Below are 21,821 nucleotides of genomic sequence, written 5' to 3'. Positions count from 1 at the left end.
CCGCGGACCGTCTGTTGCGGCCGTCTCGGCGTCGTGGCCGCATCGATCCGTGTGCCAGTGATTCATCGGATGTTCGACCACTGGGCGCCGAAACTTTAGCAGTCGGGACCATCCCGAGGGGCGCCTTCCTGGTCACGTGTCCGGGTGGCGTCAGGCCTCGGTAGACTTGCCCCGATTCCGGTCCACCACCACCAGGACGTGACGTGAAGGTCTTCATTCAGATCCCGTGCCTCAACGAGGAGACGACGCTCCCCGCCGTGCTGGCGTCGATCCCTCGGCACATCGACGGCGTCGAGCTGGAGATCCTGGTCATCGACGACGGCTCGACCGACCGGACCGTCGAGGTGGCCCGGGAGCACGGTGTGCGGCACTTCGTGCGGCACACCCGGAACATGGGCCTGGCACGGTCGTTCAAGGACGGCGTGCACTACGCGCTCGCCCACGGCGCGGACGTCGTGGTCAACACCGACGGCGACAACCAGTACCCGCAGGACCGGATCCCGGACCTCATCGCGCCGATCGTCTCCGGTGAGGCGGACATCGTCATCGCGGACCGACAGACCGCGACGATCGCCCACTTCTCGCCGTTCAAGAAGATGATGCAGCGCCTCGGCAGCGCGGTGGTCAACGGTGCCGCCGACACCGACCTGCCCGACGCGGCGAGCGGCTTCCGCGCGTACTCGCGTCCGGCGCTGCTGCGGCTGAACGTCGTCACGGAGTTCAGCTACTGCATGGAGACGATCATCCAGGCGGGGCACAAGCGCCTGAAGATCGTCAGCGTGCCGGTGACGACCAACGCGAAGACGCGGGAGTCACGGCTGTTCACGAGCATGTTCCAGCACATGCGGAAGTCCGCCGCGGCGATCGTGCGGAGCTACCTCATGTTCAAGCCCCAGGCAGTCTTCGTGACACTCGCTGCCGTCTTCGGGGTGCTCGCCTTCGTGCCGATGATCCGGTTCCTGGTGCTGTGGATCGTCAACGACGAGGCCGCCGGCAACGTCCAGTCGCTCATCTTCGGGGCGATCATGGCGGTCGCGGCGCTCCTGTCGCTCGCCCTCGGCGTGCTGTCGGAGCTTCAGCGCACGAACCGCATCCTCCTCGAGGAGCAGCTCGAGCGGATCAAGGAGCTCCAGTACCGCCGGGAGCTCGAGAACGGTCCTGACTGGGAGAGCTGGTCGACGGAGCCGGTGCAGGTCGCCGCGTCGTCCGACGGGGCCGCGTGACCCGCACCGAGGGTGTCCGTCGGCCGCGGAGCGGCCCGGACCACGAAGGCGCCGGCCCGGTGCTCCGTGCGGCGGGCACGTACGACAGCGGTGCGCACCCGAGGATCCGCGTGCTCCTCGAAGGGCTGGCGCGGCGCGGCTGGACCGTCCAGGAGGTGGTCGAGCCGCTGCGGTTCGACACCCGGCGACGCGTCGAGGTCCTGCGGCGCCCCTCTCGGCTGCCCGCCTTCGGGTGGGCGTTGGTGCGCGCTTGGTCCCGCCTGGGGCCGCGTCTGGTCTCCGCGCGTCGGGGCCCGGCGCCGGACGCCGTCGTGGTGGGCCACATGGGGCACTTCGACGTCGCGCTGGTGCGCGCACTGTCCCCGAGGTGTCCGGTGGTCCTGGACTACCTCATCTCCGGTGCGGGCACGGCTCGCGACCGCGGCGAGCAGGGGCGGGTCAAGCAGCGGCTCCTGCGTGCGCTCGACCGCTTCGCGCTCGCACGGGCCGACGTCGTGGTGGTCGACACCGAGGAGCACGCACAGGCGCTCGACCCGGACGCTCGCCGACGTACCGTGGTGGTCGCGGTCGGGGCGGACGACCGGTGGTTCGGCGCGCGTCGCAACGAGGCTGCGGAGCCGGACGGCGGTGGCCGGCTGCGCGTCGTCTTCTACGGCGTCATGACCCCGCTGCAGGGCGCCGGCGTGGTGGCCGAGGCGCTGCGGGCGCTCGACGGTGCCGTGGACGCGACGATCGTCGGCCAGGGGCAGGACGGCGAGCTGGTCGACAGGCTGCTCGCCGACGTGCCAAGGATCCGCCGGCTGCCCTGGGTCCAACCGGACGACCTCCCCGCCCTCGTCGCGGAGCACGACGTGTGCCTCGGCATCTTCGGGGACGGCGAGAAGGCCCGGCTCGTGGTGCCCAACAAGGCTTTCCAGGGTGCGGCCGCGGGGTGCGTCGTCGTGACCGGTGACACCGCACCCCAGCGCCGGGCTTTCGGCTCTGCGGCGGTCCTCGTCCCGCCCGGTGACGCGGCGGCCCTCGCAGAGGCGCTGCGGCAGCTCGCGAGCGATCCGGCGGAGCTCGCCCGTCGCAGGTCCGCGTCCCGGGCCTGGGCGGACGCCCACTTCCGTCCCGAGTCGGTCGTCGCGCCGCTCGACGAGCGGCTGCGGGCACGCTGATGGGTCGGCTGCTCGCGCTGCTGCGCAACCCCGCCGTCCGGACGGGGTTCGTCGTGGTCGCGGTCGGGGCCGCGGTGGTCGCCGTCGTCGTCGAGCGCGAGACGCTGCTCGAGGCGCTCGACAGCCTCTCGGCCGGGGCCGTGCTCCTGGCCGCGGCGCTGGGGGCCGTCTTCCTCGTGTGCACGGGGGCCTCCTGGCGCACGGTCCTCGCCGACCTGGGCTCACCGCTGCCGCGCACGGACGCGCTGGTGATCTTCGGCGTCAGCCAGCTCGGCAAGTACGTGCCCGGCGGGGTCTGGAACGTCGTCGCGGCGGGGGAGATGGGAGCGGTGCACCGGATCCCGCGCCGCCGGTCGGTCACCGCCATGGGTGTGTCCGTGCTCGTCTCCGTGGTCACCGGTCTGGCGCTGGGCGTGCTCACGGTCGCGACGGTCGGTGCCAGGGGTCTGGACCTGCGCTGGCTGTGGTGGGCCGCACCGGTCATGGTCCTCTTGCTCGTCCCGCCCGTCCTGAACAGGTGCCTGGCGCTGGGCATGCGCGTGCTGCGCCAGCCGGTGCCCGAGGAGCCGCTCACCACGAGCGGGACGCTCCGCGCCGTCGCGTGGGCGATCGTGGGCTGGCTGGCGATCGGGTGCCAGGTCGGCGTCATCGCGACCGCCCTCGGACTCCCGCTCACCGTCGGGTCCTTCCTGCTGTGCGTCGGGGCGTACGCCCTCGCGTGGGTCGTGGGCTTCCTCGTCGTGGTGACCCCCGCCGGTCTCGGCGCCCGGGAGGTGGTGCTCGCGGCGATGCTGGGCGGGTCGCTCGCGTCCGGGCAGGTCCTGCTCGTGGTCCTGTCGTCCCGCGTCCTGCAGACCGTCGGGGACCTCGCGCTCGCCGGCCTCGGTGCGCTGCTCGCCCGCCGCGCGGCGTCGAGGCGCCGCGCCGCCGCGGGCACGGGCGTGCCGTCTCACGGCGAGGCCCTCTGACCCTGCGCGGCACCGCCGCGCGGCGTCGGGACGTGCGCGTCGCTCCGCCGGCGGCTGCGCCACGGCGGACGCCCTAGGGTGTCCGGGTGCGGATCCTCCTCGACGCGACAGCAGTTCCCGAAGACCGTGGCGGCGTCGGGCGGTACGTCGACGCGCTGCTGCCGGCCCTGGTGGCGCAGGGCGTGGAGCTCGCCGTCGTGTGCCAGGCCCGTGACGCCGCTCGCACGTCCGAGCTCGTGCCGTCTGCCGAGGTCGTCGCCGCGCCGCCACGGATCGTGCGGCGGCCTGCTCGACTCGCCTGGGAGCAGGTCGGCCTGCCCCGCTTGGCCCGGGGCCTCGCGGTGGACCTGCTGCACAGCCCGCACTACACGATGCCGCGTGTCCCCGGGGTGCCGGTCGTCGTGACGCTCCACGACGCGACGTTCTTCTCGCACCCCGAGCTGCACTCGCGCCTCAAGGGCGGCTTCTTCCGGCGAGCGACACGTCACGCCATCACGCACGCCGCGGCGCTCGTCGTGCCGTCGCGCGCGACCGCCAGCGAGGTCGTACGCCACGCCGGGGGTGCTCCCGAGATGTTCCACGTCGCGTACCACGGTGTCGACACGTCGCTGTTCCACCCGGTCGACGAGGGCGACCGCGCTCGTGTCGCTGCCTCGCTCGACCTGGGCGGGCGACCCTACGTCGGGTTCCTCGGGACGCTCGAGCCGCGCAAGAACGTCCCGGCGCTCGTGCGGGCGTGGGGGCGGGCGGTCACCGACCTCGCGGAACCGCCGGCGCTGGTCCTCGCGGGCGGACGGGGATGGGACGACCAGGTCGAGCCCACGGTCGCGGCGGTCCTCGCCGAGCACCCCCACCTGCGGGTCAGGCTCCCGGGCTACCTGCCGCTGGAGGACCTCCCGGGCTTCCTGTCCGGCGCGCAGGTGCTGGCGTACCCGAGCCTGGGTGAGGGCTTCGGGCTTCCGGTCCTCGAAGCCATGGCGTGCGGCGCGGCGGTCCTCACGACGCGCGAGCTCTCGCTGCCCGAGGTCGGTGGTGACGCGGTGGCCTACTGCGGGACGGACGAGAACTCGATCGCCACCGGGCTGCGCGCGCTGCTCGACGACACGGCTCGTCGTTGTGCCCTGGCCGCCGACGCCGTCCACCGGGCGGCACGCTTCACGTGGCAGGCCGCTGCCGCGGCGCACGTCGAGGCCTACGACGCCGCGTTGCGGCGTCGCGCCGTCAGGCCCTGAGCGGCCCGGACGCCGAGGCCGGCTCCGCCTCGCCCGGTGCACCGGGAGCCGTCCGGTCGGGACCCGTCGCGGGCTGCACGGCGGACAGGGCCGGGGTGTCGCCCGGACGGAACCAGCGCCACGCGAGCCAGGCCAGCACCGCCGCGAGGACCGCGTACGCGAGTGTTCCCGTGAGGAAGCCGATCGGGGACGACCACCGCGGCTCGAGCGTGAGGACCTCTCCGGCGAGCCCCTCGGCGTACCGGCGTGACGCCCAGTAGAACGCGGCGACGTGGCCGACGAGGACCACGGGCAGCGTGCCGCGCGCCAGACGGCGGAGGAGGTCGCGCTCCGGGGTGCCGGTGCCGTCCGCGACCAGGGCGGCCAGCAGCGGGACGCCCACGGCGAGGGGCAGCGCGTATCGTCCCTGCCAGATCAGCCCGGTGTCGGCGGCCGTCGGCACCTGCAGCACGAGCGGGGCGGCCGCCGTGCCGACGACCAGGAGCAGCAGGGCGCGTCGCAGCCGGGGCGCGCGCGCCGCGCTGAACGCCACCAGCAGGACCGCCCCGAGCATCGCGTACCACGCGATGAACGTGGCCGGCGGTGAGGGCGCGTCCAGCCACCCGTAGTCACCGATCATGTTGAGCAGGTACTCGGACGTCTTGCCGACGACCGACAGGACGGTCGTGCGGGGATCGGCGAAACCGGGGTACTGGTCCCGCGTCGTGACGACGGACGGGTGCGTCACCAGCCACGCCACGGCCGCTGCGCACGCGGCGAGGGTCGCCGCGACGAACCACCGGAACCGGGGGTGGCGCACGACCTCCCGCCACCGGCCGCGCGGCGCGGCGACGAGCGCCACGACGACGACCGCCAGGGCCCACAGCGGCGCGGACGACCGCGAGTTCACCAGCAGGGCCCCGGTGACGACCGCCTGTGTCAGGGCTCCCGTCGTCACGGGGCCGCGGCTCAGCACGATCCCGAGGCAGGCGCACCAGAAGGCGAACGCGGCGGCGATCTCCAGACCGGCCGGGTTCACGGTCGCCCCGAGGAAGAAGCACATCGGGGTCAGGGCGATGGCGGCGCCCCACGGACCCGCGCGGTTGCCCGTCACGCGGGTCAGGCGGAACAGCCCCCAGGTCAGCAGCAGGCCACTGACCAGGGCGCTGACCAGGCGCATGGCCATGATCCCGGCCTCGGCGGGGAGGAACAGCGACGGCCACCCCACGAGCGCGTAGTACAGGGGCGGGTACTGCGCGGCGTACGTGCGCGTCTCGATCGCGTCACCGGACTCCGGCAGGTCCTGCTGGCAGGCAGCGGGGACGTCGGGCTGGAAGGCGAAGCAGTTGGGCAGGAGCACGGACGCCGCGTAGTCCGCCGGGAGCAGGACGACGCCGGCGACGCCAGGCTCGGCGCCGGCACCGGGGTCGGGCTCCGCGTCAGGAAGCGTCACCTGACCGCGGACGACGCCCGCGGCGCGCACCACGTGACTGGGCTCGTCCGGGGAGGACATCAGCGGTGTGCCCAGTGACCAGCACATCCCGAGCGCGACGACGAGGGCTCCGACGGCCGTCCAGCGGGCGGCGGTGCGTCGGTGATGACCGCTCCGCGTGCCCGCGTCGTCGTCGTGGGCAACGGGCGTGCGGGACATCGGCGCTGGCCTCCGGTTACGGTTCCGCCGCCGGGCCGGCGACGCGGACAGTGTAGGCGTGCCGCCGTCGCGCCGGGGCTGTCACGGTGGCGCCGCGTCCGTCCGGCGGCGCCCTCCCGGACGGTAGTCTTTCCGCCGTGTCCGTCCCCCCTGTGAGTCGTGTGCTGGTGGTCCTGCCGGCCTGGAACGAGAGTGAGTCGCTCCCCGGAGTGCTGGCGGAGATCCGCGAGCACCTGCCCGGGGTCGGGGTGCTCGTGGTCGACGACGGGTCGCTCGACGGCACCGCCGCAGTCGCACGGGCGCACGGGGTGGACGTGCTTGAGCTGCCCTTCAACCTCGGCGTCGGCGGTGCGATGCGGGCGGGCTTCCGGTACGCGCTCGAGTCCGGCTACGACGCCGTGGTCCAGGTCGACGCCGACGGTCAGCACGACCCGCGTGACGTCCCGCGCATCGTCGAGCGGCTCGCGCACGCCGACGTCGTGATCGGTGCCCGCTTCGCCGGGACGGGGCAGTACGTGGCCCGCGGTCCGCGGCGGTGGGCGATGCGCGTCCTCGCGGCCGTGCTCAGCAGGGTGGCCTCGACGCGCCTCACCGACACGACCTCCGGATTCCGCGCCGCCGGCCCGCGGGCCGTGGCGCTGTTCGCCCGCCACTACCCCGCGGAGTACCTGGGCGACACCGTCGAGTCCCTCGTGATCGCGGCCCGCTGCGGGTTGCAGATCGAGCAGATCGGCGTCGCCATGCGCGAGCGCTCGGCGGGACGACCGTCGCAGAGCCCGGTGAAGGCGTCGATCTACCTGGCACGGGCGTGCCTCGCGCTGCTGATGTCCCTCATGCGCCGCCGTGAGACGGTCGTCCCGCAGGAGGTGGCGGTCTGATGAACGGGCACCTCTTCGCGCTTCTCGGGGCGCTCGTCACGCTGGTCTTCATGTTCGAGCTCCTGCGCCGCCGACGGCTGCGCGAGAAGTACGCGAGCCTGTGGATCGTCGTCGCGCTCCTCGTGCTCGTCGCAGCGGTGTTCCCTGCCGTCACGGAGTGGCTCTCCGCCCTGGTGGGGATCACCACGCCGGTCAACCTCGTGTTCTTCCTCGGGCTGCTCGTGCTCCTCGTCGTCTGCGTGCAGATCAGCGCCGAGGTCAGCGAGCTCGAGCTCGAGAACCAGACGCTCGCCGAGGAGGTAGCGCTGCTGCGCCTGCGCGTCGAGCGGCTGGAGAGCGCCGTGGAGGGCGGCAGCGCGTCCGAGACGCCCGCAGCCCCCGACACGGACGGCCGGAACCTGTGACGGCCCCCGCCGAAGCCTCGTCCCGTGGCCTCGGCGACCGTTGGGGATTCCTCTCCGTCGCCGTCGGGCTGGGCGTCTACGGCCTGGCGTCGTACGCGTACCTGACCGTATCGGGACGGGCGCTCGGGGTCGCGTTGTTCGCCCCGCTGTCCGTGCTGTGGACCCTGCTCAATGCGGTCGGCATCGGCTTGTTCCTCCCGCTCGAGCAGGAGCTCGGGCGCACGACGGCGTCCCTCAGGGCGCGGCGACGCGGGAACGGTCCGGCCGTGCGGGCGGTGCTCGCGACGGGCGGCGCTCTCCTGGCGGGCGTGGCGGTGGTGTGCCTCGTCGCCTGGCCCGCGTTGGAGGCGCGGCTGTTCCACGGTCACGCCGTCCTCGTGCCGCTGCTGGTCGGCGGGCTCGCGGGGATGGCGGTCGCGTACGCAGCGCGAGGTCTTCTCGCGGGGAACAGCCGGTATCCCGCGTACGGTGCGCAGCTGGCCGTCGACGGCGTGCTGCGCGTCGGCGGGGCGGGGCTCCTCGCCGTGCTCGGCGTCCGCGAGGTGGGCGCCTACGCGCTCGTGCTCGTGCTGGCTCCGCTCCTGTCGGTGCTCGTGACGACCCGTCGCGCGGGTCTCGTTGCGCCCGGGGAGGCGACGGACGCCGTCGGGCTGCGCCGCGCGGTCGTCGCACTCGTGCTGGCTTCGCTCGCGTCGCAGCTCCTTGCCAACGTCGGCCCCATCATCGTGCAGCTGCGTGCCGCGCCGCACGAGCAGGTGCTCACGGCACAGTTCACCGCGGCCCTCACGGTCGCGCGCGTCCCGGTCTTCATGTTCGCCGCGGTCCAGGCGGTGCTCCTGCCGGGGCTGGCGGCGCTGCGCGGCGCCGGTGACCTCGCCGGCTTCCGACGACGGCTCGGCCTGGTCACGGCCGTGACGGCAGGGCTGGCTGCAGCCGGGACGCTGGCTGTCTGGGCGTGGGGCGACGCGCTCGTCCCACTGCTGTTCGGGGACGCCTTCAGCGTCGCGAGCGTCGGTCGCGGTGCCGTGACCCTCATCGCGCTGTCCGGCGGCCTGTTCATGCTCGCGCAGGTCGCGGCCCAGGCGCTGCTGGCCCTCTCCGGGGACCGCGCCGTCGGGACGGGCTGGGGCGTCGGCCTGGTCGCGCTCGTGCTGACCGCTGTCGTCCCAGGCCCCGTCACGACCGTCGCGGCCGTCGCGCTCGTCGTCGGTTCGGCCGTCGCGCTGCTGGCGCTGGCTGTCCCACTGCTCGCCCGGCTGCGTGTCGCCGCCGCCACGGAGGTCGACCATGTCTGAGACCACCGAGCCTGGCCCCGGCGTGGACCGGGACGTCGACGTCGTGATGCTCGCGTACGGCGACGAGCCGTACCTCGACGAGGCGATGTCGGCCGTCGTGGCGTCGGCTGGGGTGCGGGCCCACCTGACGCTCGTGGACAACGGGACCACCCGCGGCGACCTCGACGAGCTGTGCGCGCGGACCGGCGCGACGCTGCTGCGCCCCGGGCGCAACCTCGGGTTCACGGGCGGCGTCAACCGCGGGCTGGCCGAGGGTCGGTCCCCGTACGTGGCTCTGGTCAACAGCGACGCCATCGTCGCCCCGGACGCCCTGGCCCGCCTCGTCGCCGTCGCGGCGGACCCCGCCGTCGGCATCGCGTCCGGTGACGTGCGGCTCGCGGACGACCCGCAGACCATGAACTCGGCGGGCAACCCGCTGCACGTCCTCGGGCTGAGCTGGGCCGGTGGGCTGGGGGAGCCGGCGACGTCGCACTCCGAGCCGGGCGACGTCGCCTCGGCCAGCGGCGCGGGGCTCGTGCTGCGTCGCGAGGTGTGGCACCTGCTGCGCGGCTTCCCGGAGGAGTTCTTCGCGTACCAGGAAGACCTCGAGCTGAGCTGGCGCACGTGGCAGGCCGGGATGCGCGTGCGGTACGTGCCGGACGCCGTCGTCGTCCACTACTACGCCTTCGGTCGGCACGCGTCGAAGATGTACCTGCTCGAGCGCAACCGCCTGCTGTTCGTCCTCACCACCTACGGCGCCCGCACGCTCGCGCTGCTCGCCCTGCCGCTGCTGGCGTTCGAGCTCGCCATGCTGGTGGTGGCGACGGCCCAGGGGTGGGGCCGCCAGAAGCTGCGCGGGTGGTGGTGGGTGCTGCGGCACGCCGCATGGGTCCGCTCCCGACGGCGGTGGGTGCAGCAGCAGCGCGCCGTACCCGACCGGGACCTGGTGCAGCTGTGGGTCACCCGCTTCGACCCCGCCGTGCTCCCGCTGCCGCCGGGTGCGGGGATTCTGCAGAGCGCCCTGGCCGGGTACTGGCGGGCGGTGCGGCCGCTGCTCTGAGGGAGCGGCGCGCACCGCCCGGGCTTCAGACGCGCAGGCTGCGCAGGTACTCGTCCACGGCCGCCGCGTCGGGGAGCAGACCGGCGGCGCGCGCCTCGGCGAGCGTCGGCGCGGCGGTGTCCTTGTCGGACAGCTGCAGCGTCAGGGGGCTGCCGTCCCGAGCCGTCGTCGGCCACGTGATCCCGATCTCGGCGTCCAGCGGGTGGATGCCGTGCTCGCGGCCGGGCGCGTAGCCCGACGAGCACAGGTACAGCACGGTGGAGTCGTCCTCGAGCGAGACGAACGCGTGGCCCAGGCCCTCGCCGAGGTAGATCGCGCGCCGGTCGACGTCGTCGAGCAGCACCGAGTCCCACCGGCCGAAGGTCGGTGACCCCACCCGGATGTCCACGACCACGTCGAGCACCGCCCCCTTGGCGCACGTCACGTACTTCGCCTGCCCCGGAGGCACGTCGGCGAAGTGGATCCCGCGCAGGACGCCGGCCGCCGACACCGAGCAGTTGGCCTGCTGCAGGTCGAACGCGTGCCCGGTGGCCTCACCGAACGGTCCGGACTTGAAGTACTCGAGGAACACGCCCCGGGGGTCCCCGTGCTGCTGGGGCGTGATCTCCCACGCCCCGGGCACGTTCAGCTCGCGGTAGTGCACGTCGGCTCCTTCTCGATGGTGGGCGGGACGACTCACCCTACCGGCGGGTGAGGGCGGGTAAGGTGAGCCGCCGTCGTCGGATGACAGGGAGCAAGCGTGCGCTGGGTGGTCATGGGAAGTGCTGGGATGCTCGGCACGGACGTCGTGTCGGCGGCTCGGTCCGCAGGGCACGACGTGGTCGCGCACGACCGGGAGACGGTCGACATCCTCGACCCCGACGCGGTCGGCCGCACGGTCGACGGCGCGGACGTCGTCGTCAACTGTGCCGCCTGGACGGCGGTCGACCTCGCCGAGGAGCGGGAGTCGGACGCGTTCGCCGTCAACGCCACCGGCCCACAGGTCCTGGCGCGCCGTGCGCGTGAGGCCGGCGCGCGGATCGTCCAGATCTCGACCGACTACGTGTTCCCGGGCGACGCGACGTCGCCCTACGGGGAGACGGACCTCGCCGCGCCGCGCTCCGCGTACGGAAGGACGAAGCTCGCCGGTGAGTGGGCGGTCCGAGCCGAGAACCCCGACCACCTCGTGGTGCGCACCGCGTGGCTCTACGGGGCTGCTGGTCGGTGCTTCCCCCGCACGATCGCGCGCGCGATGGCCGAGCGCGGTGCGCTGCAGGTCGTGGCGGACCAGGTCGGCCAGCCCACGTGGACCCGTGACCTGGCGGACCTCGTGCTGCGTCTGGTCGCCGCAGGTGCACCGGCCGGCACGTACCACGGCACGTCGTCGGGCTCCACCTCCTGGCACGGTTTCGCGCAGGAGGTCGTCGCCTCGGCCGGGATGGACCCGGAGGCGGTGGCACCCACCTCGAGCGCCGACTACAGCCAGGCAGCCCCTCGCCCCGCCTACTCGGTGCTGGGGCACGACGCGTTCGCACGTGCCGGCGTCGCTCCCATCGGTGACTGGCAGGAGCGTTGGAGGGTCGCCGCGGGCGAGGTGCTGGGAAGCACCGCCTGACGTCGACGCGCCGAGCTGACGCCGGGCCCGTCCACGGGATCGAGATGGCTCGTTACCAGGACACGACCGGCACGTCCTCGACGAGGTCGGAGACGACCGTCGCGACGTCGCCGGGAGCGACCACGACCCGCCAGCCGCGCTCGTCGACGACCCGGGCGAGATCGCTGGGCGCCGCGGGCGCCAGCAGGACCGCGGCGTCCGCCTCGGTCGCGGTGGTCCACGTGCCGGTGAGCGCGAGGAACCACTGCTGGGCGTTCACCGGGTGCAGGGTGGGGATCGCCTGGAGGAAGACCGCCGGCGACGAGGTCGCCGTCGCGAGTGCCGCCTCGGCGCCGGCGAGGAGGTCCCCGGCCGTGGTGACCAGGGCCGGCTCCGCGGGGAAGGTGCCGGTGGAGCGGCCGAGCACGTCGTGGACCTGCAGGAGCGCCACGCTCCCGACGGTGACCGCACCGACGAGGCGCAGTCGTTCCTGCCTGCTCCGCACCGACGGCACGGGGGCTCCGCGGAGCACGACGCCGGCGGCGACGACGACCGCGGACACGAGCGCGAGCCCGAGGACGAGCTTCCAGAAGTAGTAGGACAGCTCGCCTGCCGCCAGGACCTGCAGGGCGCCGACCGCGACCGCACCCCCTGCGCCGATCGCGACGACGGCGGCCGTGGCCGGGAGGCGCCGGTGTCCACCAGGCGCGAGGCACACGGCGACGGCACCGGCCACGAGTGACAGGGCGAGCCCCGCCTGCGGGAGGGCGATGCCTCCGGGAATGACCAGGACCTCGGCGACGTCCAGAGCCCGCAGGGTGGCAGCCGCGTGCAGGACGCCGGCGCACGTGGCCATGGCGATGACGGCGACGGTCGCCCAGCGGCGGGGCGTACCGCGCCACGCCGCGCGGTCGCGGCGCGCGGCGATGAGCAGGACGGCGGGGAGCGCGACGACGCAGAGCAGCGCCCAGCTGTGGGCGACGCACACGAGGAGACCGCCGGCCGCGGCCACCGGCAGCGGGAGGGCGACCCTGGGCGTGGTCAGCGCCAGCAGGACCGCGGCACCGGCCGCTGCGGACGCGAGCACGATGTTCGGGAAGCCGGCGCTCGCGGCGTACGCGCCCGGGCCGAGCAGGAAGACGCCGGCGACCCCGGCTGCCGCCAGCGCGAGGGCTGCCGGCCGCCGCGGTGCCGTGGGCAGCGCGCACAGGCCGGCGACCAGCACCACGGCGGACGCGCCGAAGATGATCGCGTGCGCGTGCAGGAAGAGCACGACCTCGTCCGCGGTCGGCCCAAGGAGGGGCCGGAACAGCTCGATGAGGGTAGCGACGACGGCGTGGTAGCCCTGCGGGTAGTCCCCGAACTTCCAGGGCTCGCCCGTGGGACCTGCACCGAGCGCGGGCACGACGGCACCGTGCCGTCGGATCATCAGCACCATGTCGGCGTGGGCCGAGAAGTCCCACGCCGGCAGCAGGCGAGCGAGCGCCTCAGGTCCGGTGCGGACGGCCAGCAGGCCCCGCGTCGCGACGACGGCGGTCGCGGCGGTGGCCGCCACCAGCAGGTCGACCGTGCGCCACCGGGGGAGCACCAGCTCCCTCGTCCGTGCGAGGACACGCCCCGGCCCCTCCCAGGCGAGCACGGCCACGAGCGCCCCGGTGACCGACGCAAGCAGCGCACCCGCGCGCCCTACCGTGCCGAGGGGCAGGTCGACCCACCAGAGCGCTGGGACGGCTCCGACCGCCAGACCGGCCGTCAGGAGCAGTCGGCGGACACCGAGCCGCGACGTCGGCAGCGCGATGACGACCGCGAAGGCGAAAGCGAGCGCCGCCCACCCCTCGAGCGCGCCGGTGCTCCGCAGCAGGATGACCGCCGCACCGGCCAGCCCTCCGAGGGCCAGCGCGCTCGCGCGGTGCAGGGTCCGGCGTCGCGGTCCCACGGGCACGAGCGCGCGCGTCGGCGCCTGGGCAGCGGTGCCGCGCCGTGCGGCGGTCAGGTCGAGCACAGTGCGTCCGTTCGCGGGCGCCGGCGCCCGTCAGGTCAGGGACGCTCCCGGTCGAGCAGCCCGAGCAGATACGAACCGTACCCGGACTTGACCAGCTTCTCGGCGCGTTCGCGCAGGTCGTCGTCGGTGAGGAACCCGCGACGCCACGCGACCTCCTCCGGAGCTCCGATCTTGAGGCCCTGCCGGTGCTCGATGGTGCGGACGTAGTCCGACGCCTCGACGAGCGAGTCGAACGTCCCGGTGTCGAGCCACGCGGTGCCGCGGGGGAGGACGCCGACCTGCAGGCGGCCCTGCTCCAGGTAGACGCGGTTGACGTCCGTGATCTCGTACTCGCCGCGCGCCGAGGGCTTGAGGTCGCGCGCGATCTCGAGGACGTCGTTGTCGTAGAAGTACAGCCCCGGCACGGCGTAGTTGCTCTTGGGGTTGGCCGGCTTCTCCTCGAGCGAGAGCGCGCGGCCCTCGGCGTCGAACTCGACGACGCCGTAGGCCGTCGGGTCCGCCACGCGGTACGCGAAGACGGCACCACCGTCGACGTCCCCGAACCGCTGCAGCTGCGTGCCGAGACCCGGACCGTAGAAGATGTTGTCGCCCAGCACGAGCGCAGCGCTGTCCGTGCCGACGAAGTCGGCGCCCAGCACGAACGCCTGCGCCAGGCCGTTGGGCTGCTCCTGCACCGTGTAGCTGATCGAGATGCCGAACTGGGAGCCGTCGCCCAGCAGCCGCCGGAACTGCTCGGCGTCGTGCGGGGTGGTGATCACCAGCACGTCGCGGATGCCCGCCAGGATGAGCGTTGAGAGCGGGTAGTAGATCATCGGCTTGTCGTACACCGGCACGAGCTGCTTGCTGACGCCGAGAGTGATCGGGTGCAGTCGGGTGCCGGATCCGCCGGCCAGGATGATTCCACGCATGCGCCTAGTCTGTCCCATCCGTGCGGGACGCGTGACCGGCTCCCGGGTTCTCGTCGTCCGGTGGTCGTCGTGGTCGCGGCGAAGAAGTGCGGGGTAGCGGCTACTCTGACCGGATGGCGACGAGGGTTGGTGGCGGGCCGAGCAGTCCGGGAGCGCCGCTGGCGCCCAACGCGTGGCTCCGTTGGGACGTGGTCCAGCGCAGGCTCCGGGGCGGCGAAGGGCGTCTGCTGGAGATCGGATGCGGCCGCGGTGCCTTCGGCGCGCGGCTCGCCTCGCAGTTCCAGTACACCGCGGTCGAGCCCGATCCGGTCGCGTGGGAGCACGCGGCGGCGACCGTCGGGGAGGTCGCGCCCGACGCCCGCGTCGTCCTCGGTGACGTGTCGTCGCTGGGCGGCGAGGGCGGCTTCGACGTCGTCTGCGCGTTCGAGGTCCTCGAGCACATCGAGGACGACCATGCCGTCCTGGAGTCGTGGCTGTCCTGCTTGCGGCCCGGGGGGATGCTCCTGCTGTCCATGCCTGCGGGCTCCTCTCGCATGGGGCCGTGGGACGAGGCGGTCGGCCACTTCCGTCGGTACGACCCGGAGGCGTTGGAGGAGCAGTTGACGCGGCACGGGCTCGTCGACATCGAGGTCACCTGCTACGGCACTCCGCTGGGCTACGTCACGGAGGCGGTCCGCAACAGCGTCGCCCGTACGCGACGGGTGGTCGAGGAAGGAGCGACGACCGCGGAGCGCACGGCGCGCAGCAACCGTCTGCTGCAGCCGGGTCCGGGCCTCGTGGCCGTCGCCACCCAGGTCGGCACCTGGCCGTTCTGCATGCTGCAGCGCGCGTTCCCGGGTCGCGGCACGGGGCTCGTCGTGTCGGCGAGGGCCTCCGGCTGACGGTCGTCGTGGCCTGGGCTCACGCGTGGGGCAGGGCTCGCTCGTCCGACACGACGCGGTCGACGTCTACGTCCGCGTCCTCGAGCACCAGCACGACCGACCCGTCGACGGCGAGCAGGCCGAGCCAAGCCTCCAGCTCCGCCGCCGTCACGGGACCACGGACGACGCGCCGCAGGACCCGTGCGCCGGGAGCTGCGGCTCCCGCGCCCCGGAACAGGTCCTCGTGCGTGAGCCCGGGAGCGGCAGCGGACGACGGGTCGGCCGGCGGCACCCACCCGACGACGTCGCCGTAGGTCATGACGGCGGCCGCGGCGTCGACCGCGGACGGGGGCAGGGTGCCCTCGAAGCGGCGCGCGAGCGCCGGCAGGGCGACCGCCACGACGTCGGCACCGGTGTGCGCGTCCGGGCGCCACGTGACGGCGAGGTCCGTAGCGCCACCGTCGACGGCGCGACCGTCGGCGTCGGCCGGGACGACCTCCGCCCCCGTGCGCCACGCACCGAGGGCCCACACGAGCGAGCGCCAGTGCGCCGGCAGGTCGACCAGCACCCGGGTGCCGGGGGCCGCGTCGAACTCCTCCACGAGGAGGTTCGTCGTCTTGCTCACCCAGTTGGCCAGGACCGCTCCGGACAGCTCGACCCGCTCGCCGCCGCTGCCGTACCAGGTGATCCGCGGTCGGCCGGGATCCCGCTGCAGGAGCGCGAGGAGGGCCTCGACGTCGGCGGGTGGGCGGGGGCTCGGGGTCGCCATGGGGCCCAAGGCTAGACTCGCGGGCACGCCACGCCGACGTCACAGAAGTTTCACCCGGACAACTCGGGCAACTAGCACGTCTCCGGTTGACGCGCGCGAACGACACGCGTGTAATTCGTTGCAACTGATTCATCGACGCGCTCCACCGTCGCGGCCTCCGCGCCGCACCGATCGGGTCGACAGCGATCAGCCGGACCACGGCGCACCTGGCGGCACCCGGCGAGCACGAGCACCACCGAGCACGACATCTGCGGAGGCACGTATGTGGCACCTGCTCGACGACGAGAGCTTCCCGAACGACGTCGCCACCACCGCACCCGTCGAGCCGTCGAACGTGCTGCCGATCTTCGGCACGCCCGACGACGACGGCCCCATGGGGTGGCAGGAGCGTGCCCTGTGCGCGCAGACCGACCCCGAGGCGTTCTTCCCGGAGAAGGGGGGCTCGACGCGTGAGGCGAAGAAGGTCTGCACCCAGTGCGACGTGCGCTCCGAGTGCCTCGAGTACGCGCTGGCCAACGACGAGCGCTTCGGCATCTGGGGCGGGCTGTCCGAGCGCGAGCGGCGCAAGCTGAAGCGGCGCGTGGTCTGACGGTGCTGCCTGGGGCGCGCCACGCCCGGGCGGCCTGCCGCTCGTCGCGCCGCCACGGCGGCATGATGGCGCGAGCATGACTGACACGCTGTCCCCCGTGGACCACATCACGACCGCCGCGGTACCGGTGACGACGCCGGTGACCGCGGTCGTGGTGACCCGCGGAGTCACGCACTACCTGGCGGTGACGCTGCGCGCGCTCGCGGTCCAGACCCGGCGCCCGCTACGGGTCCTCGTCGTCGACGTCGCACCGCAGGACGGCCACGTCGGCGTGCTGCTCGACGAGGCGTTCGCAGGGGTCGCGATGACGGTGCCGCGGCTGTCGACGGTCCACGCACCGCGGGCCCGGACGTTCGGCGAGGCCGTGCGGACCGGGCTCGAGGTGCTCGCCGAGGCGGGGGACGAGCGGCCGACGACGTGGCTGTGGCTGCTCCACGACGACAGCGCGCCGGCCCCCGACGCGCTCGCACGCCTGGTGCGGACGGTGTCGAACGCGCCCTCGGTGGTCGTCGCCGGCTGCAAGCAGCGCACCTGGACCGACCCGGAGCGTCTGCTCGAGGTCGGCGTCCGCACGACACGGTCGGGCCGGCGGATGACGGACGTCGAACCCGGTGAGCTCGACCAGGGCCAGCACGACGGACGCACCGACGTGCTCGGCGTCGGCCTGGCCGGTGCGCTCGTGCGTCGCGACGTGTGGGACACGCTGGGCGGCACGGACCCGGCGCTCGGGCCGTACGGTGACGGGCTCGACCTGTCGCGCCGGGCACGCCTCGCGGGGCACCGTGTCGTCGTCGTCCCCGACGCGGTCGTCCGGCACGCGCAGGCGGCCTACCACGGCCTGAGGCCCGCGCGCGGGGGGTCGTCCCGCGGTCAGGACGTGCTCGGCGCCGAGGTGGACCTCGACGGCGACGGCGAGCCCGACACCGCCGACCCGACGCGGTCGTTCGCGGCCCGCCGTCGTTCGCTCCTGCACCAGCGCCTCGTGGGTGCGCCGCTGCCGCTGGTGCCGGTCGTCGTCCTGCTCACGCTGGCGGCGGCAGTGGTGCGCAGCCTCGGGCAGGTCGCCGCGAAGCACCCGCAGCTCGCCGTCGCCGAGCTGCGGGTGGCGCTGCTCGTGCTGCTGCGTGCCGGGGACGTCGTCCGGGCGCGGCGCCGCGCCCGCGTGACGAGCGTCCTCTCGCGCCGGACCCTCCGCCCGCTGCAGGCGACCTGGCGCGACGTGTGGCGTCAGACGCGCGACCGGCGGCTCGCGCGCCTGGAGACGCGGCGCGCGGGCCGGGCGCCCAGCGAGCTCGAGCTGCGGGAGCTGGCCGCGGCCGCGACCCGGCGCCGCGTGACGCTCGCCGTCGTCGTCGGCGTGCTGGCGCTCCTGTCGGTGACCGCGCTGGGCCGCCTCGTCGGCCCCGTCGCCGCCGGCGCACCGCTCGTGGGTGAGGCGCTGGCGCGGACGACGACCGACATGAGCGACGTGTGGACGGCCGCCACCTCGGGCTGGGTCGCGGGCGGCCTGGGGGCGCCCGGCCCGGCGGACCCCTTGCTGACGGTGCTCGCCGCTCTCGCTGCGCTGCTCGGCGGTGAGCTGCGAGCGGCCGTCGGGGTGATCGTGCTCGGTGGCGTGCTGCTGGCAGGGGTCGGCGCGTGGGCGGCCGCAGGTGCTGCGACACGGTCCGTCGTGGTCCGGGCCTGGGCAGCGCTCGCGTGGGCGTCCGGGCCCGCCCTGCTGCTCGCGGTCGGTGACGGGCGGGTGGGCGCCGTCGTGGCGCACGCGGCGCTGCCGTGGGTCGCCCTCGGTCTGGCTCGGGCGGTCGGTGTCCAGCGCGTCGACCAGGTGCTCTCGGGGGTGTCCACGGCACGTCGCGACGACGACGCCGAGCGGGACGCCGACGCGGCCGCGGAGGCCCGTTCCGCACGGGCGGCAGCCCGCGCGCGCAGAGGGCTGCACGCGGCCGCACCTGCGCCGGGGGACCTGCTGCTGCGCTCCGACTCCGAGATCGACGTGGTGACACCGGTCCGTGGTGTGCCCGCCGTGCCGACGCCGCGGGCGCCGACGTCGGACGCGGTCCCGGCCGCTCCGGCAACCGCCACGCGCGCCGCCACGGCCGTGACGGACGACGTGCCGACGCTCGTCGGTGCCGCCGACCCGACCGGGTCCGTCGCGGCCGCGGCCGGTGCCGCCCTCGCGCTCGCCGTCGCGGTCGCCGCCGCGCCCGTCCTGCTGCTGCCCACGGTCCTGCTGATCGTCGTCGTCGCCTCCACCGTCCCGCGGTCGCGTGTGCGGGTCGTGGGGGTGCTCGTCCCGACGCTCGTGCTGATGGGTCCCTTCCTCGTCGAGGTCGGCAGCCGCGGCGCGGACGGTCTGCGGCTGCTGCTCGCGGACCCCGGTCCCGCGACCGTGACGGCGCCGGCGTCGGCGCTCGCGCGGGTTCTCGGCGTGCCGGCGGACCCCACGGCGCTCGTCCCCGGCGGGTTGCCGGACGTGCTCGCGTCGGCGTGGCCGTACCTGTCCGGAGCCGTCCTGCTGGTCCTGGCAGCGGCCGCGCTGCTCCGCGACCGGACCGTCTCCCGGGGCGTCCGGGTGTGCTGGGCGGTCGCGGCCGCCGGCATCGGCACCGGAGCTCTCGTCGCGGCGCTTCCCGCGGCCGTGTCGGCGGACCTGATCGCGCCCGCGTGGACGGGCGCCACGGTCTCCCTGACGACGCTCGGGCTCCTGGGGGCCGCGCTGCTCGGCAGCGACCGCCTCGCGGGCGTGCTCGTCGAGCGGTCGTTCGGCTGGCGGCAGCCCGCGGTCGCGCTCGTCACCGCCCTCGCGGTCGTGTCCGTCTCCTGCGCGGCGCTCGGGTGGGCCTGGACGGCCCGCTCGGGTGACGCGGTCGACCTGCGGGCCTCGGCCGCACCCGTCGTGCCGGCCGTCGGTCAGCAGGGGGCGCTGTCCGACGCGTCCTCGCGCGTGCTGGCGCTCGGCGTGCGGGACGACGGGTCCGTCGACTGGTCACTGCTGCGAGCCGACGGTGACCAGCACGTCGACCACGCCGCCGTCGTCGCGACGGGTGCGGCGACCGGACGGCCGGGCGCACCGCGCGCTGCGGACGTCGACCCGGCATCGGTCGAGGTGGGTGCCCTCGCGGCCCGGCTGGTCCAGGGTGCCGCGGGCGACGTCGCGCCCGAGCTGGGCGCGCTCGGGGTCGGCGACGTCCTGGCGCCGGCCGTCGCGGACGACTCGTCCGCGACGCGGGCCGCACGCGCGCGCCTCGTCGGCGTGCTCGACGCGACCGCCGGGCTCGAACGGGTGACGCACGAGGGGTCCGGGACCCTGTGGCGCGTCCGTGGCACGCAGGGCGAGGTCGTCACGTCGTGGGCCCGCCTCGTGGCCGACGCCGCCGACGTGGGCGCCCCCGGCGCGGTGGCCCTGCCGGTCCCGGCGGACGGCCGCACGGTCGGGACCGTCGTCCCGGCGGGTGACGGCACGCGTGTCCTGCTCCTCGCCGAGCGCGCCGACGCGGGGTGGCACGCCTGGCTCGACGGGCGCAGGCTCGCCACCGTCGACGCAGGGTGGCGCCAGGCGTTCGACCTCGGTGCCGAGGGGGGCGTGCTCGAGGTGCGGTACGTCGTGCCCCACCGTTCCGCCTGGTTGGGCGCCCTCGGGCTGACCACGCTCGTGACCGTCCTGCTCGCCGTCCCGCTGCGGCGCCGACGAGGAGTGCGCACATGACGGCGTCCACCACCGGGACCGGCCCCGCCGCCCCGCCGCCCGAGCGACGCGGAGGGCGTGCCCTGCGCGTCGCGTCGGGTCTGCTCGTCGTGGGCCTCGCGGGCGGTGCGCTGGCCGGGGCGACCCACCTCGGCGTCGCGGACGCCGTCACCGTGCCGGCCGACGAGGTCGAGGTCGCGCCGACGCCCGTGACACTGCAGTGCCCCGGCCCCGTCGTGCTGCCGCTGCGCGCGGAGCGCGGCGACGCCGCGTTCGACCCGTCGCCGGTGGCGCCGGACGTCACCCTCAGCGCCGTGACGGCCGCCGGGGCGGGTGCGGGCGCGCTCGCGGTCCTGCCGCTGGGCGGTGACACCGCCACGCGCGACCTGGCGGCCGGAGGTGGTGCCGTGCACCTCGGCGAGGTCGCCGCGCCCCTGGTGGTCCGTGCGCAGCCGCAGGACGTCTCGCCCGTGGTCGCGGCGACGGGCGCCTCCGTCGTGACCGACGGGGACGCCCGCGGGCTGGCGGCCGCGTCGTGCCGCGCGCCCGCAAACGACGAGTGGTTCGTCGGGGGCTCGACCGCGGTCGGTGCGACCGCGACGCTCGTGCTGACCAATCCCGGCCTCACAGCGGCGCAGGTGGACCTCGAGCTCTTCGGCCCGAACGGGCCGGTGGAGCCCAGCACGAGGCAGCACGTGGTCGCGCCGGGTGCCACGAAGGTGGTCGACCTCGGGGGTGCCGCCGCGGACCAGGCGGCCGTGGTCGTGCACGTGACGGTCGCCGGTGGTCTGGTGGCCGCGCACGTCCAGGACACCGTCGTGCGCGGGTTCACGCCCGCCGGGACCGACCTGGTCGTCGCCGGCGTCGCGCCCTCGACCCGTCAGGTGGTCACCGGCCTCGTGGCGCCGAAGTCCCAGGTCGGCTCCGCCGACGCTCCCGCGCTCCGGCTGCTGGCCCCCGGCGACGGGGTGACGACCGCGCAGGTGACGCTCCTGGGCGCTGACGGCCCCGTGACCCTGCCGGGTGCACAGCGCGTCACGCTGGCGGCGGGCGAGGTCACCGACGTGCCCCTCGGCGGGCTGCCGGCCGGTGCGTACACGGTCGTCGTGGACGCCGACGCCCCGGTCGTCGCGGGGGCGGTCGTGTCGAGCACCGGTGCGCCCGGTGCGCTGGACGACGAGCCGCGTGTCGAGCGGGCGTGGTCGCCCAGCACGACGCCGGGTGTGCACGGCACGGTGGCCGTCCCGCGCGGCGTGCAGGCACGCGTGGTGATCGGCGCCGTCGGGCAGGCGGCGGACGACGCGGGTGAGGGCGCCGCGACGCTGCGTGTGCTCGGCAGCGAGGGTGAGGTGCTCTCCGAGCACCGCGTGCGCGTCGACGCCGGGACGACGGGGGCGTGGGACGTGGCCGAGCTCGCGAAGGGCGCGGCGGCCGTGGAGCTGGAGCCGACGGGCGGTGTCCCTCTCGCGTGGGCGGTCACGCTGACGGTCCGGCAGGACGACGGTCCGCTGGTCGCGACGCTGGACCCGGTGCCCGTCGTGGACGTGACGGCTGCGCTCACGGTCCGCCAGGACGCGCGGCTCGCGCGAGGCTGAGCCTGACC

At 74.9% G+C, this 21,821-nt stretch carries 18 protein-coding genes; 13 read left to right on the top strand and 5 right to left on the bottom strand.

The features are described 5' to 3' along the window. The first annotated feature begins 203 nt into the window (after nt 1–203). The 4 genes from IR158_RS01115 to IR158_RS01100 all read left to right on the top strand — a co-directional run bounded on the left by IR158_RS01115 (nt 204) and on the right by IR158_RS01100 (nt 4,583). Nucleotides 204–1,223: a glycosyltransferase family 2 protein gene (locus IR158_RS01115; protein WP_291808380.1), complete on the top strand. Its 1,020-nt coding sequence runs from the start codon at nt 204–206 to the stop codon at nt 1,221–1,223. Between the two features lie 59 nt (nt 1,224–1,282). Further along, nucleotides 1,283–2,383 carry a glycosyltransferase family 4 protein gene (locus tag IR158_RS01110; protein WP_291808378.1) on the top strand — a complete coding sequence of 367 codons (1,101 nt, stop codon included), beginning with the start codon at nt 1,283–1,285 and terminating at the stop codon, nt 2,381–2,383. After that, the gene (locus IR158_RS01105) at nt 2,383–3,351 is read left to right on the top strand and encodes a lysylphosphatidylglycerol synthase domain-containing protein (protein ID WP_291808376.1); all 969 of its coding nucleotides are present in this window, start codon (nt 2,383–2,385) and stop codon (nt 3,349–3,351) included. Before IR158_RS01110 ends, IR158_RS01105 begins: the two co-directional genes overlap by 1 nt. Before the next feature lie 86 nt (nt 3,352–3,437). Next, nucleotides 3,438–4,583 carry a glycosyltransferase family 1 protein gene (locus IR158_RS01100; RefSeq protein WP_291808374.1) on the top strand — a complete coding sequence of 382 codons (1,146 nt, stop codon included), beginning with the start codon at nt 3,438–3,440 and terminating at the stop codon, nt 4,581–4,583. Here IR158_RS01100 and IR158_RS01095 read toward each other — a convergent pair. Then, complete coding sequence (locus tag IR158_RS01095; protein ID WP_291808372.1) at nt 4,573–6,213, bottom strand: DUF2142 domain-containing protein; 1,641 nt, start codon at nt 6,211–6,213, stop codon at nt 4,573–4,575. The two genes, IR158_RS01100 and IR158_RS01095, sit on opposite strands and share 11 nt — an antisense overlap. 137 nt (nt 6,214–6,350) lie before the next feature. Here IR158_RS01095 and IR158_RS01090 point away from each other — a divergent pair, with 137 nt between their 5' ends. From IR158_RS01090 to IR158_RS01075, 4 genes are read left to right on the top strand one after another with little or no spacing between them, the layout of a single operon-like run. Beyond that, nucleotides 6,351–7,091 (top strand): glycosyltransferase family 2 protein, encoded by a 741-nt coding sequence (locus IR158_RS01090; protein ID WP_291808370.1) that lies wholly within the window; start codon nt 6,351–6,353, stop codon nt 7,089–7,091. Further along, nucleotides 7,091–7,495, top strand: coding sequence for a DUF2304 domain-containing protein (locus IR158_RS01085; RefSeq protein WP_291808367.1), 405 nt, complete (start codon nt 7,091–7,093; stop codon nt 7,493–7,495). The genes IR158_RS01090 and IR158_RS01085 overlap by 1 nt, the downstream gene beginning before the upstream one ends. Beyond that, complete coding sequence (locus tag IR158_RS01080; protein ID WP_291808364.1) at nt 7,492–8,790, top strand: hypothetical protein; 1,299 nt, start codon at nt 7,492–7,494, stop codon at nt 8,788–8,790. Before IR158_RS01085 ends, IR158_RS01080 begins: the two co-directional genes overlap by 4 nt. Further along, the gene (locus IR158_RS01075; RefSeq protein WP_291808361.1) at nt 8,783–9,829 is read left to right on the top strand and encodes a glycosyltransferase; all 1,047 of its coding nucleotides are present in this window, start codon (nt 8,783–8,785) and stop codon (nt 9,827–9,829) included. Before IR158_RS01080 ends, IR158_RS01075 begins: the two co-directional genes overlap by 8 nt. Nucleotides 9,830–9,854: 25 nt before the next feature. On the opposite strand, the gene rfbC is transcribed toward IR158_RS01075, so the two are convergent. After that, nucleotides 9,855–10,472, bottom strand: coding sequence for a dTDP-4-dehydrorhamnose 3,5-epimerase (gene rfbC, locus IR158_RS01070; protein ID WP_291808357.1), 618 nt, complete (start codon nt 10,470–10,472; stop codon nt 9,855–9,857). A gap of 96 nt (nt 10,473–10,568) precedes the next feature. Between rfbC and rfbD the strand changes: the two genes are divergently transcribed. Continuing rightward, the gene (rfbD, locus tag IR158_RS01065) at nt 10,569–11,423 is read left to right on the top strand and encodes a dTDP-4-dehydrorhamnose reductase (protein WP_291808355.1); all 855 of its coding nucleotides are present in this window, start codon (nt 10,569–10,571) and stop codon (nt 11,421–11,423) included. A 52-nt stretch (nt 11,424–11,475) separates the two neighbouring features. Here rfbD and IR158_RS01060 read toward each other — a convergent pair whose 3' ends face one another. Beyond that, the gene (locus IR158_RS01060; RefSeq protein WP_291808352.1) at nt 11,476–13,404 is read right to left on the bottom strand and encodes a hypothetical protein; all 1,929 of its coding nucleotides are present in this window, start codon (nt 13,402–13,404) and stop codon (nt 11,476–11,478) included. A gap of 35 nt (nt 13,405–13,439) precedes the next feature. Further along, nucleotides 13,440–14,312, bottom strand: a complete 873-nt coding sequence (rfbA, locus tag IR158_RS01055) for a glucose-1-phosphate thymidylyltransferase RfbA (RefSeq protein WP_291808349.1) — start codon at nt 14,310–14,312, stop codon at nt 13,440–13,442. Nucleotides 14,313–14,425: 113 nt separating this feature from the next. On the opposite strand from rfbA, the gene IR158_RS01050 reads away from it, so the two are divergent. Next, nucleotides 14,426–15,193 carry a class I SAM-dependent methyltransferase gene (locus IR158_RS01050; RefSeq protein ID WP_291808346.1) on the top strand — a complete coding sequence of 256 codons (768 nt, stop codon included), beginning with the start codon at nt 14,426–14,428 and terminating at the stop codon, nt 15,191–15,193. 19 nt (nt 15,194–15,212) lie between these two features. Here the strand turns inward: IR158_RS01050 and IR158_RS01045 are convergent, their stop codons facing one another. Continuing rightward, nucleotides 15,213–15,941, bottom strand: coding sequence for a TIGR03089 family protein (locus IR158_RS01045; RefSeq protein ID WP_291808342.1), 729 nt, complete (start codon nt 15,939–15,941; stop codon nt 15,213–15,215). A 262-nt stretch (nt 15,942–16,203) separates the two neighbouring features. Here IR158_RS01045 and IR158_RS01040 point away from each other — a divergent pair, with 262 nt between their 5' ends. The 3 genes from IR158_RS01040 (at nt 16,204) to IR158_RS01030 (ending at nt 21,813) form a co-directional block, all read left to right on the top strand. Next, the gene (locus tag IR158_RS01040; RefSeq protein WP_291808340.1) at nt 16,204–16,530 is read left to right on the top strand and encodes a WhiB family transcriptional regulator; all 327 of its coding nucleotides are present in this window, start codon (nt 16,204–16,206) and stop codon (nt 16,528–16,530) included. Nucleotides 16,531–16,606: 76 nt separating this feature from the next. Continuing rightward, complete coding sequence (locus IR158_RS01035) at nt 16,607–20,239, top strand: glycosyltransferase (protein ID WP_291808338.1); 3,633 nt, start codon at nt 16,607–16,609, stop codon at nt 20,237–20,239. Then, nucleotides 20,236–21,813 (top strand): DUF5719 family protein, encoded by a 1,578-nt coding sequence (locus tag IR158_RS01030; RefSeq protein WP_291808336.1) that lies wholly within the window; start codon nt 20,236–20,238, stop codon nt 21,811–21,813. Before IR158_RS01035 ends, IR158_RS01030 begins: the two co-directional genes overlap by 4 nt. Nucleotides 21,814–21,821: the final 8 nt, after the last annotated feature.

Origin of the sequence: Cellulomonas sp. (assembly GCF_015234515.1) — a bacterium.
In the GTDB taxonomy this organism is placed as follows: Bacteria; Actinomycetota; Actinomycetes; order Actinomycetales; family Cellulomonadaceae; genus Cellulomonas.
Note: the sequence above shows the minus strand (reverse complement) of the source record. Positions and strands in the feature narration are given on the sequence as shown.

Coding starts and splice junctions, on each gene's coding strand:
- IR158_RS01105 (WP_291808376.1), top strand. CDS start 2,383: ATGGGTCGGCTGCTCGCGCTGCTGCGCAACCCCGCCGTCCGGACGGGG.
- IR158_RS01095 (WP_291808372.1), bottom strand. CDS start 6,213: ATGTCCCGCACGCCCGTTGCCCACGACGACGACGCGGGCACGCGGAGC.
- IR158_RS01085 (WP_291808367.1), top strand. CDS start 7,091: ATGAACGGGCACCTCTTCGCGCTTCTCGGGGCGCTCGTCACGCTGGTC.
- IR158_RS01075 (WP_291808361.1), top strand. CDS start 8,783: ATGTCTGAGACCACCGAGCCTGGCCCCGGCGTGGACCGGGACGTCGAC.
- rfbA (WP_291808349.1), bottom strand. CDS start 14,312: ATGCGTGGAATCATCCTGGCCGGCGGATCCGGCACCCGACTGCACCCG.
- IR158_RS01050 (WP_291808346.1), top strand. CDS start 14,426: ATGGCGACGAGGGTTGGTGGCGGGCCGAGCAGTCCGGGAGCGCCGCTG.
- IR158_RS01045 (WP_291808342.1), bottom strand. CDS start 15,941: ATGGCGACCCCGAGCCCCCGCCCACCCGCCGACGTCGAGGCCCTCCTC.
- IR158_RS01040 (WP_291808340.1), top strand. CDS start 16,204: ATGTGGCACCTGCTCGACGACGAGAGCTTCCCGAACGACGTCGCCACC.
- IR158_RS01035 (WP_291808338.1), top strand. CDS start 16,607: ATGACTGACACGCTGTCCCCCGTGGACCACATCACGACCGCCGCGGTA.
- IR158_RS01030 (WP_291808336.1), top strand. CDS start 20,236: ATGACGGCGTCCACCACCGGGACCGGCCCCGCCGCCCCGCCGCCCGAG.